General features: G+C 40.3%; 14 protein-coding genes. All 14 read left to right on the forward strand.

Annotated elements, in window-relative coordinates:
• The first annotated feature begins 737 nt into the window (after positions 1 to 737).
• The 14 genes from HWQ40_RS22340 (at position 738) to HWQ40_RS22405 (ending at position 16370) form a co-directional block, all read left to right on the forward strand.
• Positions 738 to 1412: a VWA domain-containing protein gene (locus HWQ40_RS22340; RefSeq protein WP_292781933.1), complete on the forward strand. Its 675-nt coding sequence runs from the start codon at positions 738 to 740 to the stop codon at positions 1410 to 1412.
• Positions 1413 to 1462: 50 nt separating this feature from the next.
• Positions 1463 to 2245, forward strand: coding sequence for a PP2C family serine/threonine-protein phosphatase (locus HWQ40_RS22345; RefSeq protein ID WP_292781935.1), 783 nt, complete (start codon positions 1463 to 1465; stop codon positions 2243 to 2245).
• Between the two features lie 54 nt (positions 2246 to 2299).
• A complete protein-coding gene (locus HWQ40_RS22350; RefSeq protein WP_292781936.1) occupies positions 2300 to 4465 on the forward strand; it encodes a tetratricopeptide repeat protein in 2166 nt (721 codons plus the stop codon).
• Between the two features lie 327 nt (positions 4466 to 4792).
• The gene (gene rfbF, locus HWQ40_RS22355) at positions 4793 to 5566 is read left to right on the forward strand and encodes a glucose-1-phosphate cytidylyltransferase (RefSeq protein ID WP_292781938.1); all 774 of its coding nucleotides are present in this window, start codon (positions 4793 to 4795) and stop codon (positions 5564 to 5566) included.
• A 158-nt stretch (positions 5567 to 5724) separates the two neighbouring features.
• Positions 5725 to 6939 (forward strand): L-2-hydroxyglutarate oxidase, encoded by a 1215-nt coding sequence (lhgO, locus tag HWQ40_RS22360; protein ID WP_292781940.1) that lies wholly within the window; start codon positions 5725 to 5727, stop codon positions 6937 to 6939.
• Between the two features lie 682 nt (positions 6940 to 7621).
• Positions 7622 to 8650 (forward strand): NAD(P)-dependent oxidoreductase, encoded by a 1029-nt coding sequence (locus tag HWQ40_RS22365; protein ID WP_292781943.1) that lies wholly within the window; start codon positions 7622 to 7624, stop codon positions 8648 to 8650.
• 274 nt (positions 8651 to 8924) lie between these two features.
• A complete protein-coding gene (locus HWQ40_RS22370; protein ID WP_292781945.1) occupies positions 8925 to 9878 on the forward strand; it encodes a glycosyltransferase family 2 protein in 954 nt (317 codons plus the stop codon).
• Positions 9879 to 9916: 38 nt separating this feature from the next.
• Positions 9917 to 10924 (forward strand): glycosyltransferase family 2 protein, encoded by a 1008-nt coding sequence (locus HWQ40_RS22375; protein ID WP_292781948.1) that lies wholly within the window; start codon positions 9917 to 9919, stop codon positions 10922 to 10924.
• Between the two features lie 50 nt (positions 10925 to 10974).
• Positions 10975 to 11817, forward strand: a complete 843-nt coding sequence (locus HWQ40_RS22380) for a phytanoyl-CoA dioxygenase (RefSeq protein WP_292781951.1) — start codon at positions 10975 to 10977, stop codon at positions 11815 to 11817.
• Positions 11818 to 11838: 21 nt separating this feature from the next.
• Positions 11839 to 12684 (forward strand): phytanoyl-CoA dioxygenase family protein, encoded by an 846-nt coding sequence (locus tag HWQ40_RS22385; RefSeq protein ID WP_292781953.1) that lies wholly within the window; start codon positions 11839 to 11841, stop codon positions 12682 to 12684.
• Between the two features lie 132 nt (positions 12685 to 12816).
• The gene (gene rfbC / locus HWQ40_RS22390) at positions 12817 to 13374 is read left to right on the forward strand and encodes a dTDP-4-dehydrorhamnose 3,5-epimerase (protein WP_292781956.1); all 558 of its coding nucleotides are present in this window, start codon (positions 12817 to 12819) and stop codon (positions 13372 to 13374) included.
• A 98-nt stretch (positions 13375 to 13472) separates the two neighbouring features.
• Positions 13473 to 13658 carry a hypothetical protein gene (locus HWQ40_RS22395; protein WP_292781958.1) on the forward strand — a complete coding sequence of 62 codons (186 nt, stop codon included), beginning with the start codon at positions 13473 to 13475 and terminating at the stop codon, positions 13656 to 13658.
• 109 nt (positions 13659 to 13767) lie between these two features.
• The gene (locus HWQ40_RS22400) at positions 13768 to 15081 is read left to right on the forward strand and encodes a Gfo/Idh/MocA family oxidoreductase (protein WP_292781963.1); all 1314 of its coding nucleotides are present in this window, start codon (positions 13768 to 13770) and stop codon (positions 15079 to 15081) included.
• Between the two features lie 188 nt (positions 15082 to 15269).
• Positions 15270 to 16370 (forward strand): glycosyltransferase, encoded by a 1101-nt coding sequence (locus HWQ40_RS22405; RefSeq protein WP_292781965.1) that lies wholly within the window; start codon positions 15270 to 15272, stop codon positions 16368 to 16370.
• Positions 16371 to 16457 lie beyond the last annotated feature (87 nt).

Raw genomic sequence — 16457 nt, forward strand, 5'->3', positions numbered from 1 at the left:
TTTTTTGCGGAATCAACAACGGAATATTTGTAGATTGAAAATATGAGCTATAAAGTATTCTCTTCTTTGTAATATTTTTCTACCCACAAATTATTTATTTGAAAATATGTACATATATTAACAATTGTAAGTTTTCTAAGTTGTCTGTTACATTTGGCACATTTTACTTCATCTATCTCAAACAACAAGTAGGTATGAATAAAGGTAAGCATCTATCATAGCTAGATTATCAGTAGATGTTGGTTAATTCTGGATTTTAGTAACTACTGACAACTCTTGAGTGAAGACCTTAATAATGACGTTTATTTATGCCCACTCACTTCAAGAGGCAAATTTGATTCCAAGTTCGCGCAGTTACACTGGTATACTTCTAGAGTTAACGAGCTTAATTATGGTTAATTACTTTTCCTTAAAGAAACGATTCTTCTACATAAAATCTTTAAAAAATTATCTAGGAAAGTTTACGTATTTATTGTACTGTAGGTTTAATGGATATAACTTTTTGGTAGATACATTACAACAGGTAATGCTGGGTTTTGATAAACTCTTTTTTGCTAAACTAAGCTGTACTCAAGTTCATCTTAAATATATAGAGAACTTCATGAAAATAATTTGTTTAATAAAGATTAGAGCATCTACCAATAGATACTATATTCTGTAGTCGCCTCGGCGATTGAAACTATCTACTCTGAGCAAAGGGAAATAAAACTTTGGACTTTAACATAACACAAAAAGTTATGCATGATACATTAAGACTTGATGAAGTAGTAGAATTTGCTGAGAATCCAGAACCACGTTGTCCTTGTGTACTTTTATTAGACACATCTGGATCGATGCAAGGAGAGCCGATTGAGGCTTTAAATCAAGGTTTACTAAGCTTAAAGGATGAATTAGTCAAAAATTCCTTAGCCGCCAGACGGGTGGAAGTGGCGATCGTCACTTTTGATAGTAATATCAATGTATTACAAGATTTTGTGACTGCCGATCAATTCAATCCGCCTATTTTGACAGCCCAAGGCTTGACTACAATGGGTGCGGGAATTCATAAAGCTTTGGACATAATTCAAGAGCGTAAATCTCAGTATCGTGCCAACGGGATTGCTTACTATCGTCCTTGGGTATTTATGATTACCGATGGAGAACCGCAAGGTGAGTTAGAGCAAGTGGTTGAGCAAGCATCCCAGCGCCTACAGGGAGACGAGGCGAACAAGCGGGTAGCATTCTTTACAGTTGGCGTAGAAAATGCTAATATGACGCGTTTAAATCAAATAACTGTACGTACTCCCTTAAAGCTTAAAGGATTAAATTTTATCGAGATGTTTGTCTGGCTGTCAACTAGTATGTCGGCCGTATCTCATTCACAAGTAGACGAACAGGTAGCACTACCGCCGATTGGTTGGGGGACTGTTTAATTAACAATTGCAGCTTGATGTTTACACAGCTAGCTGCTTGAAAAAAATTTATGAACATATCAAAACAGATTGCTCAATGGCGGATTGTGGCTGCGTCTGTATGTGGTACAAGTCACTTAAAAAACAATCAATTATGTCAGGATGCTCATCACTGGCAGATATTGTCAGATAATGTTTTGGTGGCGGCCGCAGCAGATGGTGCGGGTTCAGCTAGCCTTGGAAAAGTGGGAGCGATGGTTGCTGTGGAGACAGCAATAGAAAACATTTCTACCAAAGGGCTGACCCAAAAAAGTTTGACTGATGATACATTGGTGCGATCGCTCTTAAATGATGCCATATTAGCTGCTAAAAAAGCTGTAGAGGATGAGGCGGCTACTTGTGACAAACAGCCTCAAGATTTAGCAACTACCTTAATTATGCTGGTTGCCACACCAGAAGTTGTAGCTGTAGTTCAGATAGGTGATGGTTTGGCAGTGGCTAAAGATTCTATGGGCAACCTGTTAGCACTGACGATGCCTGACAGTGGTGAATACATCAACGAAACCACTTTTTTAACTTCGCCTAATGCCTTAGATACAGCACAGATGAGATTATGGCGCACAGACATAGTAAACGTTGGTATTATCACCGACGGATTACAAATGCTGGCTTTGAATATGGTTGTTGGCGAACCTCACAAACCATTCTTTTTTCCGCTGTTTGAATTTGTCGCCAATACCGAGGATAAGACAGAAGCAAAGGAGCAATTAGTAAAATTTTTACGCTCAGAGCGGATTACGCAACGCACTGATGATGATTTAACACTCATTATAGCTGCATTCAACGACTCATGAGCAATTCTACAGGTTTCACATCTTACAATAACTTCCGTTAGCGGTAATTTCATTATGCAGGTACTACGTTGTTCCCTCAGAAAAGAAATCCTCAGTCTCAATGTCAGTTTGGGACGTGGCGGTGAAGCTTGCGTTTATGCAGTGCCATCCGATAACGACTTGGTGGCGAAGATTTACCACAAGCCAACCACTGCCCATGCTGATAAACTCCAAGCGATGCTTGCCAACCCGCCAGAAAACCCTACAGCTAGTTTAGGGCATATCTCTATCGCTTGGCCAGAGGATTTATTACGGGCGGCAGATGGCAAAAATAGCATCCTGGGTTTTTTGATGCCACGGATTCAGGGGATGCGTCCAATCATCGACTTTTACAACCCCAGAACCCGTCGGCAACACTGCCCTCTATTCAACTATCAGTACCTGCTCCGCACGGCTCGTAACTTGGCGGCAGCTTTTGCCGCTTTGCACGCTAGTGGATATTGCATTGGTGATGTGAACGAGTCTAATATCCTCGTCAGTGATACAGCACTGGTGACTTTGATAGACACAGACTCTTTCCAAGTAACCGACCCAAACAGTAATGTTGTTTATCGCTGCCCAGTAGGTAAACCAGAGTTTACTCCCCCAGAACTACAGAATAAAACTTTTGCCCAGCACGATCGCGAAATCTCTCACGATTTATTTGGGTTAGGGGTGCTAGTATTTCAACTCTTAATGGAAGGCACCCACCCATTTTCGGGGATTTTTCAAGGTGCAATTGAGCCACCGCCCTACGAAGCACGCATTGCATCGGGTCATTTCACTTACAGCGAAAAGCGTTACGTACCCTACCTGCCGACACCCATTGCCCCCCCTTGGGAAATTCTCCATCCCAGCTTACAGGAATTATTTGTCCGTTGTTTTGAAGAGGGTCATAACAACCCACAACTACGCCCCAGTGCCCAGACTTGGCTCTCAGCCATCGCTGAAGCCGAAGAGTCCCTAATTACCTGCACGACAAATCCCCAGCATCGCTACAATAACCACATGCGTAGCTGTCCGTGGTGTGAACGAACCGTGCGATTAGGTGGACGTGACCCCTTTCCATCACATCGGGCTATAGAAGCTAGAGAACATCTCCAACCGCGAATCAAAGCGAGAAAACGCTACACTCAGACACCGCATTTTCCCCAGCGAGCTATGTCACCGCAGCTAGCTAATTACTGGCAGCCAATGACTCCCAGCGGTTCATATTATAAACCTTCCAAAAAGTCAAAGTTGTACCCAATTATTTGTTGCTTGCTGGGTTTTGGTTTATTGGGATATGCAGACGTAATGATTAAATTTACTCAGCCGTTGGTTTCCCAAAATGCCTACACCCAACAAACAATCAAGTCTCCTAAGACAAATAATAAACTCAGCTTTGCTGATTCCTATCAGGAAGGTTATATTGCTTACAAAGAGCGAGACTATGACAAAGCAATTGTCAATTTTAGCCAAGCAATTGAACAAGAACCTACACATGCTAGAGCAATTATAAATCGTGGCAATGCCCGCTATAACCTGAAAGACTATGAAGGAGCAGTTACAGATTATAGCCAAGCTCTGAAAATCAATCCCAATCAAATCAAAGCTCTGGTAAATCGGGGTAATGCCCGCTATATGCTCGCTGAATATAGTAACGATCCTGATAAAGAATATAATCTAGCGATCGCTGATTATAATCGAGCCATTGGTCTGGATAATAATGAAATTGAAGCTTATGTCAGACGGGGGATTGTCCGCGCCCAAATGGCTAAATACAGCGGCGAATCTCAACAAGTTTACAAAAAAGCGATCGCAGATTTTACTCAGGCAATAAAACTTAATGTCTCCAAAGCCGAAGCTTACTTCCAGCGGGGTGTTGTCTATTATCAAATTGCTCAATATAGCAGCAATTATCAGCAAGAATATAATCAAGCGATCGCTGACTTTAACCAAGCATTAACTCTAAGCCCTAAACTAGCAAAAGCATATCTCAAACGAGGTATGGTTCGCTATGAACTGGCACAATATGGTGGTAGTGAAGCTAACAAAAACCAGACAAAAGCTGTCGAAGATATACAGGCATCTGCCAAAATATTTCTTGAGCAAGATGACATGGATAATTATCAACAAGCACTCAGTAATATGTGTGTAGTCATCGAAAATAAATGTGACCCTTTATTCCAAGGCTCAAGTAACCTGGAAAAAACTAACTAGAAACAAGTAAGTTTTGTCACTAGCATATTATTGGTTTTGATTGAAAAAATCAATCCTGACTAGGGGTAGCGCCAGCTAACCCTAGTTATTTTGTAGGTAACATTTTTATTTCATTGAGTAATTTATTTATGTATTTATAGATATTCATAGAGCTTTTATATAGAAAAGATTTTAATTTATCTTACCTTTATAATTTCATCGGAAATTACAGTTAGATTATTGACGGAGAAACAGAAATCAGAAATACATTTCGCTCCCTTGAAGTGCATCCTCTTCATCTCGAAAAAGTCAAATAATCATATCCCTACAAATCTCCGAGGTAATTGCATGAAAGCGGTGATTTTGGCTGGAGGTCTTGGTACACGCCTCAGTGAAGAAACCAGTATTAGACCCAAGCCGATGGTTGAGATTGGTGGTAAGCCAATTCTCTGGCACATAATGAAAACATACTCTGCCCACGGCATTAATGATTTCATCATTTGTTGCGGTTATAAAGGTTACATCATTAAAGAGTATTTTGCTAACTACTTCTTACACATGTCAGATGTTACCTTTGACATGCGCTTTAACCAGATGAACGTGCATTCAGGTTATGCAGAACCCTGGCGTGTCACCTTAGTAAATACGGGTGATAATACAATGACAGGCGGACGCTTAAAGCGAATCAGCGAACATCTTGGTAACGAGACTTTTTGCTTTACTTATGGCGATGGTGTCAGTAATATTAATATCACCGAGCTAATTAAGTTTCACAAAGAACAAAATAGCTTAGGAACACTTGCCGCTGTTCAACCAGCCGGACGTTTTGGTGCTATTTCTTTAGGATATGAGCAAACCAAAATCACCAGCTTTCGGGAAAAACCGGAAGGTGATGGAGCTTGGATTAATGGTGGTTATTTTGTGTTAGAACCAGAAGTAATCAACTTAATTGCTGATGACTCTACGGTATGGGAGCAAGAGCCATTAGAAAAGCTAGCTGATATGGAACAGCTATCTGCTTTTAAACATGATGGGTTTTGGCAACCGATGGATACTTTACGTGATAAAAACTATCTCGAAGGGCTGTGGAAAAACAATCAGGCTCCTTGGAAGGTATGGTAGCCGCTAGGCGGAAGTCAAAAGTCAAAAGTCAAAATAACTTTATTTTGGGCTTTTATTTTGATATTTTATAATATGGCATGTTGGCTTCCGTCTTAATGTACTAGATTGTAACTCCAAAAAACACTTATTTACTCTGGCTCTTAGCGACAATAATACTAATGTATGATTTTGCGATTATAGGTGGGGGAATAGTTGGACTCTCAACAGCGTTAGCTTTAGGAAAACGCTATCCCAATGCCCGGATTTTAGTACTAGAAAAAGAGAGCCAATGGGCATTTCATCAAACTGGCAATAATAGCGGGGTAATTCATTCTGGTATTTACTACAAACCAGGAAGTTTCAAAGCTAAATTTTGTCGTGATGGTTCTCGTTCAATGGTAGAATTCTGCCAAGAGCATGGAATTGACCATGAAGTTTGTGGTAAGGTAATTGTTGCAACTGAAGAACAAGAGCTATCACGCTTAGAAAATCTCTACCAACGCGGCTTAAACAATGGCATAGAAGTCCAGAGAATCAGCCCCGAAGAAGTCAAGGAAATTGAACCTCACGTAAGATGTGTAGGTGGAATTCGGGTATCCTCAACTGGTATTGTTAATTACAAGCAAGTTTGTTTTAAATATGCCCAGCTAATTCGACAGCAGGGTGGAAATTTACACCTGAATACAAAAGTCCTGAAAATCTCTCCAAGTGGTAAAAATCAGGTACTGGAAACAAACAAAGGTAGCTTTGAAACCCGCTTTGTAATTAATTGTACTGGATTGCATAGCGATCGCACCGCCAAACTAGGTCAAGTTGAACCCCAAGCAAAAATTGTCCCATTCCGGGGAGAATACTACGAACTCACCCCAGAAAAACGCTATCTGGTCAAAACACTAATTTACCCAGTTCCCAATCCAGATTTTCCCTTTCTGGGTGTCCACTTTACCCGGATGATTGATGGTAGCGTCCATGCAGGGCCAAACGCGGTTCTATCGCTCAAACGCGAAGGTTATAAAAAAACCGACTTTGACTTACGGGATTTTCTGGAAGTCATCACCTATCCCGGTTTCTGGAAGTTAGCAGCTAAACACGCTGATGAAGGCATCCAAGAAATCATTCGTTCTTTTAGCAAAGCAGCCTTCACCAGAAGTTTACAAAAACTAATTCCCGAAGTGCAAGCAGAAGACTTAGTTCCCACCCATGCAGGAGTCCGTGCTCAAGCCTTAATGAACGATGGCAAGCTTGTAGACGACTTTTTGATTGTTTCCGGTCAAAACTCCATTCATGTTTGCAATGCTCCTTCTCCTGCTGCCACATCTTCTCTAGAAATCGGCAAAGCGCTTGTGGCAGAAATTCCTCAACTTTCGCATCTAGATAGTGTAGTAACTGCATAGATATCATAGTTGTTATTTCCGGGACTGCTGAATTAAGGGATGAATCTTGTATAGTGGGCATCTTTGCCTGCCTGGAAATACAAGGGAAAGGTAAGACACCTATCCGAAAAAAGATATCATGCATCAATTAAGAACCGCTATAGAGTGCTGCTACCCAATGGGTAAGCCTGCAAAGGTTTTAGTAACTACATAATGACTGTTAGCCAAGTCATATATAGCGCTTCTGAGTTGAGTCAAATAGAGATTTAACCCCCAACCCCTTCCCTAGAAAGGAAAGGGAGTAAGATTCCAAGCCTCTCTCATAACAAGCTACGGTGTAAATTACCCCCCTTAATCCCCCTGATGTATTGGGGGGAAAAAAGAAATCTAGTTCCCTCCCGCCACATGCTTCTCCCAAGGGGAGACGCTGCGCGAACAAGTCGGGCATTGCCCGCCCAACGCAGTGGCTCCCCAATGCATCGGGGAGGGTTAGGGTAAGGTAAAACCTTGGTTAATCAGCTCTTTCAGACTTGTGTGTACACCATACCTCATAACAGGAGAGAGGTTTGGAGAGAGGTCAAGTTATTGCATACAAACGAAAAATATAGCGGTTCCCTTCTAGATGCAACACACTCTAGGGCGTACATCTATGCGTCCAGCTAAACGAAGAATTTAACTCATCAATACAAAGGAATTAACCACAATGAAAATATTAGTAACTGGAACAGAAGGCTATCTAGGTTCGTTATTACCGCCTCTGTTAATCGAACGAGGACATGAAGTTATTGGTCTAGATACTGGTTTCTATAAAGTTGGTTGGCTGTACAATCCTAGTGGAGTGACACCTAAAACCCTTAACAAAGATATCCGCAACATCACCCCTGATGATTTAGAAGGTATTGAAGCCATAGTTCACATGGCGGAACTCTCCAACGACCCAGCCGGACAATTAGCACCTAATATTACCTACGAAATTAATCATGTAGGTTCAGTTCGTCTAGCTAGTCTGGCTAAGGCTATGGGTGTGCGTCGCTTCGTATATATGTCTTCGTGCAGTGTCTACGGTGTTGCTACCGCAGGTGATGTCACAGAAGAATCCCCAGTTAATCCCCAAACAGCCTACGCAGAATGTAAAACTCTCGTAGAAAGAGATGTCAGACCACTCGCTGACGATGACTTCTCTCCCACCTTTATGCGGAATGCGACAGCCTTTGGTGCTTCTCCCAGAATGCGCTTCGATATTGTTTTAAACAACTTAGCAGGGTTGGCATGGACTAGCAAAGAAATCAAAATGATTAGTGATGGCACACCTTGGCGGCCATTAGTCCACGCATTGGATATTTGCAAAGCAATAGTTTGCACCTTAGAAGCACCACGGGACATTGTACATAACCAAATCTTCAACGTGGGAGATACAGCAAATAACTATCGCGTCAAAGAAATCGCAGAAATTATTGCTGATGTTTTCCCCGATTGTAAATTATCCTTTGGTAACAACGGCGCAGATAACCGCAGCTATCGCGTATCCTTCGAGAAAATCAACACAATCCTACCTGGATTTAAATGTGATTGGAATGCCCGACTTGGTGCCCAGCAGCTATTTGATTTATTCAGTCAAATACACATGGCTGAAGATACTTTCTTGTTTAGAGGATTTACTCGCTTAAAACAGCTAGAGTATCTAATTCGGACAGAGCAGATTGACAAAGATTTCTTCTGGAATAAAAAGTAGCTCAAGTCATCTAGCAGCAATGGAAAAATAATCTAAGCTTCCGAATCAACACTATTTGATTCGGGCTTATTCCATCCATCAAATTATTTGCAATCAGTGAGTTAAATTTTATGGCACTCATTTCAGCATTAGTAAACGAGTTAGCCATCTGAAAGCTAAAGAGATTGCTGCTAGACTGCATCGCAGAGAGACTTACATAAAAAACCAAAGAAACAAAGCATAAGCTCTTAAATTTTCTCTTGAAGGCTAAAGCAGAAGGTAAATCAATCGCTATATGAATAAATTGCTGACTATCGCAATTCCTACATTCAATCGTGCCCAAATTTTAGATAAACAACTTACTTGGTTAGCCAAATCCATTAAAGGGTTTGAGTCTGAGTGTGAAATCTTTATTTCTGATAATTGTTCTACAGATAATACCCAAGAAGTTATTAAAAAGTGGCAGATAATTCTTAGTAATGTCACATTTACCTCAAACAGGAATAATGAAAATATCGGGGTCATGGGTAATATTGCTTGTTGCTTAAAAGCTCCAAATAGTAAATATGTTTGGACAATTGGTGATGACGATCCAATTCAAGAGAGAACCCTAGATTATGTGTTAACAACACTAAAAAAACATTCAGATTTAGCACTAATGTTTTTAAATTTTTCTGGTCGTCAAAAACGAACAGGTAAACTTGTTGTAGAACGCTGGTTAAATAGTGATAACGACAAACTAAGAGTTGATGGTAAAGCTGTATTTCAAAGTTATCTGAGTGAAAATTTTGGTGGTGTACTTTTTATATCGGCAGCAATTTATCGCACAAATCTAGTGCAACGCGCTTTACAAAAATGGCCGTCTGCTACTAATAATTGGGCGTCTCAAGCATACTGGACTGCATTTTGTGCTGCTCATGGAAGTGTCATCGTCACTAAAGACACTTATTTAGAATGTACTATGGGCGCTAGTCTTTTGGATCTTGACCCAACATGGAACTTTAAAATGCGATATGCGTACATACCTGAAGTTTATATAAAACTACTAAAGGTAGGATATCCTCATAAATTTTGTCAGCAAATGATTTGGCAGAATTTCCATCAAAAAACTGACTTGAAAATCCTATTAGGTGCTTTAAAACGTTGGCCTTTCTTGACAATCAAGATATTTATTCCTTACCTACGTTTGTTAAGTATATCAGCTTGGGCAATTCTTTTTCCACCCAAACAGCTAGAGACTAGCCTGTAACCATTAATATATCAATTTCTTAACTACTATTTCTTCCCATGCATAAATTACTGACCATTGCTATACCGACTTATAATCGTGCTGAATTGCTGGATAAACAGTTAGCATGGCTAGCTCAAGCTATCAAAGGTTTTGAAGATGATTGTGAAATTTTAGTTTCTGATAATTGTTCAACAGACAATACTCAGGATGTGATTAAAAAATGGCAAATAATACTTAGCAGTATCCCATTTAAATCAAATAAAAATCCTCAAAATTTAGGCGTTGTCAAAAATATTATGTATTGCCTAAATTCTACTACAACAAAATATGTTTGGACAATTGGTGATGATGACCCAATTCAAGATAAAGCCATTGCTTATGTAATTAGCAAACTGAAGCAATATGAAGATTTATCATTATTGTTTCTCAACTTTTCTGGTCGAAACCAAATTACTGGTGAACCAGTTCATCCACCAACAATTCTTGGTAATCGCTGGTTTGATATAGATAGTGAAGATGGTGATGGTGATGGTAAAGCTATATTTGAGCATTGTTTCTCAAAAAGTGTCGGTGCAGTCATTTTTTTGACTGCTACAATCTACCGCACTGATTTAGTGAAACGCGCTCTACAAAATTGGCAAGATGCTGAGAATAATTGGATATCTTTAGCATATTTAGCCGGGTATTGTGCTTCTAATGGTCGTGTAATTGTCACGAAAGAGACTTATTTGGAATGTGTTGTGGGTGTGAGTTATTGGCAGAAAGAACCCAAATCTGCACTGTTAATGCAATACAAACACATACCCGAAGTAATTTTGAAATTGGAGCAGAGTGGATATTCTAAGCAGTTTTGTCGGCGGATGCTTTTGCAAAACGGTAAAGAAGTCAACTTGAAAGTTTTCTTAGGTGCTTTAAGAAGATGGCCTATGTCTGCCATTAAGACAGTAGTCCCATTTTTAGCTTTAGTCAGTTTATGTGCTTTTGATGTGATGGTTTCTAAAGATTTTAGTTTAGCAGAATCAACTGAAATACCTGCTCAAGAAATGCGGAGCTATAAGCCATAAGCTACTAAATTACCGATCAATTGACATTGAAACTAGAAATAATTTACCATATGTTTAATGTAGTTAAACGCAAAATATATACACTATCTGCTGACTTTCAATATTATGTAGCTCGTTGGAAGTATAGCAGAAATCTGCCAGCATTGGAAGGGCGCGATCGCAACATCCTGAAGGCTCTCAAAAAAGACGGTGTTTGTGTCACAACACTAGCAGATTTAGGCTTCAACTCTAGCTCAGAACTACTCAAAGCTGCTTACCAGCAATTGTCTCAGATGGAAAATCCTAATAACGACCATCTAGATGAAAAGTTGCCACAAATTTACACAGTTACAGGTTTACCAGAATTTTATGCGTGGGGAATGGAGAAAAGACTTCTCAATCTCATCGAAAATTATATTGGTCTTCCTATTGCTTTTCACGGTGTACATTTACGTAAAGATTTCCCTAGCAAACATCAGTTTGGTACACTACTATGGCATGGCGATTCCGAAGACCGTCGTATTATCAAAATCTTTGTTCACTTGAATGATGTCGAAGAAAAAACTGGGCCTTTTGAATACATTCCCCGCTCTTTAACTTCCTTATTTAGTTGGAATTATATGCGGCTTTACTACAAACTTTGGAAGTCAGGCTATAGGGGTATCGATGATGAAGAAGTGAAAACAGTCATCCCCAAATCAGCTTGGAAATCCTGCCCAGGCCCAGCAGGTACTGTCTTGATTATAGATGCGAAAAATACTTTGCATCACGGCACAGTCCGCACAGAAGAACGCTCAACACTATTCTTTTGTTACACCGCCAACCCTCCTGAAAGACCAGAACTCTGCACCCAATACTGGGATGATACTTATCCCAGAGCAGAGTTAAGGCAACAAGTAGAAAATAGCCGATAGCGTATTAAAGGTAGTCATGCGATGCTGATCAAGATTAAACGCAAAATATCTTCACTGGGATCTGAGTTAGTTTACAGATTAGCACTTTTGAAACACGCTGCTAATTTGCCTGCACTGGAAGAAGGCGATCGCAAAATTCTTGCCGATCTTAAATGTGATGGTATTCATATTACCACACTGGCTGAATTGGGATTCGATTCAACATCAGAATTGCTCAAGGCAGCTTATGGTTATTCGTCCCAAATGGAATCTGTCAATAATGACGATTCAAATGAAAAATTTCCCCAAGTTTATACAGTTACATATTTACCTGAATTTGCTACTTGGGGAAGCGAAAAAAGGCTCCTAAACATCATTGAAAACTACATTGGTCTACCGATCATTTTTCATGGTGTACATCTTCGCAAGGATTTTCCTAATAAAAATCAGTTTGGTACACAACTATGGCACAAAGATGCAGAAGACCGCCGCATGATCAAAATTATTATTTACTTAAATGATGTGCAAGAAAAGCACGGTCCCTTTGAATATATTCCAGCCTCTTTAACCTCTTTGTTTAGATTAAACTATTACCGTACTTACTACAAGCTTTGGCAATCTGGTCATTTAGGCATCACAGATGAAGAACTAAATGAGATTATCCCGAAAGAGGCTTGGAAATCTTGTACAGGATCAGCAGGAACAGTCATTATTGTAGATCCCAAAAAAGCCATACATCACGGTACATTACGCACAGAAGATAGGTTAACTCTATTCTCGTGCTACACTTCTACTTCTCCCGATCGTCCAGAAGTTTGTACTCAATATCGAGACAATACTTTTCCTCAACCAAAGTTAATTGAACCAGTCATTAATAGCGCAATATAGTTCAGTCAAAGCAAGCTACTTGTTAATATAAAAATTCGCTCAAGACTATTCTTGATGAGATTTATAACAAGTTAAGTTTTCAAATTTGCTAAGTTTTGTTGTCGTCAATCTTCCTATCGAGGTTATTCATTCATGATCTTCACTCAAACTGCACTCAAAGACGCATTCATCATTGATTTAGAAGAAAAGCCAGATCACCGTGGTTTTTTCGCTCGGTCTTTCTGCGCTCAAGAATTTGAAGCACACGGATTAAAGCCAACAGTTGCCCAATGTAACCTGTCTTTTAATTGCAAAAAAGGCACTATTCGGGGAATGCACTATCAAATTCTACCAGCAGCAGAAACAAAATTAATTCGCTGTACTAAAGGCGCAATCTACGACGTAATTATTGATATGCGTCCTGAATCTCCTAGCTTTTTATCACACATTGGTGTAGAGCTAACCCCAGAAAATCGCCGCGCTTTATATGTTCCAGAAATGTTTGCTCATGGCTATCAAGCACTCACCGATGAGACTGAAGTTGTATATCAAGTGGGTGAATTTTACACCCCAGGATATGAAAGAGGTTTACGCTATGACGACCCATTCTTTAACATTGATTGGCCTCTAGATGTGACTGAAATCTCCGAGAAAGATTTAAATTGGCCTTTGTTGAGAATGATGACTGTTGGCGGTACAGCTTCCAGATAACTATAGACTATTTCTCTGTGCCAGGTGTTTTCCGTACAACACACTGGCTCCTCTGCATGAGGTAATACAATAATGCGAAAGTCAGAAGTATTGCCAATTTGTCTGCTAAAGACCTAAAGCTGATGTCTCGTCAGTCATGGGAATATGCAAGAGCAAATCATACCAAAGAAAAGTTTTCCCAAACCTACAGAAATGCTGTGGAGCAAATTATCAAAAATCACACCCAGAAAAAACAGACTACTACTATAACATCTAGCAAACAACTAGTTAGTAGCTATCATTAATGATAATTTGTATGAAAATGTACTTAATATTTAGCCGTAACAAATTATTAAGTGCAAAATTATCGAGAATTTGTAACACAACAAACAGTTCTAAAAAGGAGTTTAGTTCATGATTATTATCGATCGCGCCTTACAAGCCCGTGCAGCAGCAGGAAATCCTATTAAGGTGGGAATGATTGGTGCTGGTTTTATGGGTCGAGGAATTGCCAACCAAATTGTCAATTCAGTGCCAGGAATGGAGTTAGTTGCTATCTCTAATCGTCAGATTGGTGCAGCTAAACAAGCTTATTCGGAAGCAGGAATTGAAGATATTCAAGTTGTTGCAACTATCAGCGAATTAGAAGATGCGATCGCTAACGGTAAATATGCAGTCACAGAAGACGCTAAGTTACTGTGTCGGGCTGAAGGCATCGATGCATTAATCGAAGTCACGGGTGCAGTGGAATTTGGCGCTGGGATCGTTATGGAAGCGATCGCCCACCGCAAACATGTGATCATGATGAATGCCGAACTCGATGGCACCATTGGCCCCATCCTGAAAGTGTATGCTGACAAAGCAGGTGTGATTCTCAGCGCTTGTGATGGCGATCAGCCAGGAGTACAAATGAACCTTTACCGCTTTGTAAAAAGCATTGGTTTAACTCCCTTATTGTGCGGTAACATTAAAGGACTCCAAGACCCCTATCGCAATCCCACCACCCAAGAAGGATTTGCTAAACGTTGGGGTCAAAAGCCCCACATGGTGGCTAGCTTCGCCGACGGAAGCAAAATTTCCTTCGAGCAAGCGATCGTTGCCAATGCCACAGGCATGAAAGTCGCCAAACGGGGAATGTTGGGATATGACTTCAGCGGTCATGTCGATGAAATGACCCAGTTATATGATGTTGAACAACTCAAAGAACTAGGCGGTATTGTCGATTATGTAGTTGGAGCCAAACCAGGCCCAGGCGTATATGTATTTGCCACTCACGACGACCCCAAGCAACGTCACTATCTCAACTTATATAAATTAGGCGAAGGCCCACTTTACAGCTTCTATACTCCTTATCACCTCTGTCATTTTGAAGTTCCCTTGTCCGTAGCGCGTGCTGTTTTATTTGGTGATGCCGTTATGTCTCCACTAGCAGGCCCGCTAGTAGATGTTGTCACCACCGCCAAAATCGACCTGAAAGCAGGAGAAACCTTAGATGGCATCGGCTACTACATGACCTACGGACAATGTGAAAATTCCGATATCGTCCAACAGCAAAATCTTCTACCAATGGGTTTAGCTGAAGGGTGCCGCCTCAAACGAGATATTTCTAAAGATCAAGTCCTCACTTATGAGGATGTAGAATTACCTGAAGGCAGACTCTGCGACCAACTACGAGATGAGCAAAACGTCTATTTCGCTCCAGAAAAAATCTTAGTAGCAGTTGGATAATATCGGTTCTAAAAATATTTGCCACAAATGAATTAGCTGTAGGGGCGTACAGCTGTACGCCCCTATATATTTGTCGCCAGAATTTCATCAAGAGGATAGAAAGCTATACTGTGGGACACTAAAGTTGTTGATAGTAACTTGCTGGAGAGCGTTTCAACAAACCCGATCGAAACTTTAGGTCAAATTTCATGAAAATTGCTCTCGTCCATGATTATTTAACCCAGCGAGGTGGGGCAGAGCGTGTGTTTGAACTGCTTTGTAAGCGCTATCCCGAAGCAGACATTTTCACATCTTTGTATGATCCCCAAAAAACGATTGATCTAGGCGATCGCATAGTTAATACAACCTTCTTACAAAAGATTCCTGGTGCAGCAAAATATTTCAGGTCGATGGCTCCTCTGTATTTCCCTGCCTTTCGTGCCTTGGATCTGCAAGACTACGATTTAATTGTTAGTAGTAGCACCAGCTTCGCCAAAGCAGTGCGAAAAAATCCCAATGCCCACCATATTTGTTTTTGCCATAACGTCACCCGTTTCTTATGGGATACAGCAACTTATTTAAGAGAATACGGAGACTATAGATATTTTGCTCCTTTAATCGAACAAGTATTTCAAGTCATGAGAAAGGTAGACCTGAAATATGCACAGGAGCCTGACCTTTACATTGCTAATTCCAGTGTTGTTGCCCGCCGGATTGAAAAGATTTATGGCAAAAAGGCAATGATGGTGAACTATCCAATTGATACTAGTAAATTTGTTTTTTCCGATATAAAAGAAGAATATTATCTGGCCTCCGCTCGGATGATCAGTTATAAGCGACTTGATATAATAGTCGAAGCTTTTAATTGGTTAGGGTGGCGGTTATTAATATCTGGTGACGGGCCAGAACTAGCACGGTTAAAATCCAAAGCATTACAAAATATTGTGTTCTTGGGACACGTAAGTGATAGAACCCGCAAAGACTTGTTTTCCAAAGCCAAGTCTATTATTGTCGCAGCCTTAGAAGATTACGGATTAGTTCCAGTCGAGGCTAATGCTAGCGGTACACCAGTCATCGCTTATGGAGCGGGTGGAGTATTAGATACTCAAATTCCAGGTGAAACAGGAGTCTTTTTCAAAAGACAAACACCCGAATCTCTTCAAGTTGCATTACTAGAAGCCAACGGCATTTCTTGGGATTACGATCGCATCCGCAATCATGCAGTAGCAAACTTTTCAGAAAATGCATTCTTTAGCAAGGTTGAGCAAATTATTTATCAAGCTTGTGGCGTGCATCAATTATTCATTTAATTTCTGAATCTATTTTCACTATCAGATTACCTATTTATTCGATCTCTCCTCATTGGCAGTTCGTAAAAAAATAGGTATTCTTCGGAG

Source organism: Nostoc sp. NMS9, from assembly GCF_017114995.1.
In the GTDB taxonomy this organism is placed as follows: domain Bacteria; phylum Cyanobacteriota; class Cyanobacteriia; order Cyanobacteriales; family Nostocaceae; genus Nostoc.

Bases quoted from the DNA above. Each gene is read 5' to 3' on its own strand.
- HWQ40_RS22350 (WP_292781936.1), top strand. From the start codon at position 2,300: ATGCAGGTACTACGTTGTTCCCTCAGAAAAGAAATCCTCAGTCTCAAT.
- HWQ40_RS22385 (WP_292781953.1), top strand. From the start codon at position 11,839: ATGCTGATCAAGATTAAACGCAAAATATCTTCACTGGGATCTGAGTTA.
- rfbF (WP_292781938.1), top strand. From the start codon at position 4,793: ATGAAAGCGGTGATTTTGGCTGGAGGTCTTGGTACACGCCTCAGTGAA.
- HWQ40_RS22400 (WP_292781963.1), top strand. From the start codon at position 13,768: ATGATTATTATCGATCGCGCCTTACAAGCCCGTGCAGCAGCAGGAAAT.
- HWQ40_RS22340 (WP_292781933.1), top strand. From the start codon at position 738: ATGCATGATACATTAAGACTTGATGAAGTAGTAGAATTTGCTGAGAAT.
- lhgO (WP_292781940.1), top strand. From the start codon at position 5,725: ATGTATGATTTTGCGATTATAGGTGGGGGAATAGTTGGACTCTCAACA.
- HWQ40_RS22380 (WP_292781951.1), top strand. From the start codon at position 10,975: ATGTTTAATGTAGTTAAACGCAAAATATATACACTATCTGCTGACTTT.
- rfbC (WP_292781956.1), top strand. From the start codon at position 12,817: ATGATCTTCACTCAAACTGCACTCAAAGACGCATTCATCATTGATTTA.
- HWQ40_RS22370 (WP_292781945.1), top strand. From the start codon at position 8,925: ATGAATAAATTGCTGACTATCGCAATTCCTACATTCAATCGTGCCCAA.
- HWQ40_RS22345 (WP_292781935.1), top strand. From the start codon at position 1,463: ATGAACATATCAAAACAGATTGCTCAATGGCGGATTGTGGCTGCGTCT.
- HWQ40_RS22405 (WP_292781965.1), top strand. From the start codon at position 15,270: ATGAAAATTGCTCTCGTCCATGATTATTTAACCCAGCGAGGTGGGGCA.
- HWQ40_RS22365 (WP_292781943.1), top strand. From the start codon at position 7,622: ATGAAAATATTAGTAACTGGAACAGAAGGCTATCTAGGTTCGTTATTA.
- HWQ40_RS22375 (WP_292781948.1), top strand. From the start codon at position 9,917: ATGCATAAATTACTGACCATTGCTATACCGACTTATAATCGTGCTGAA.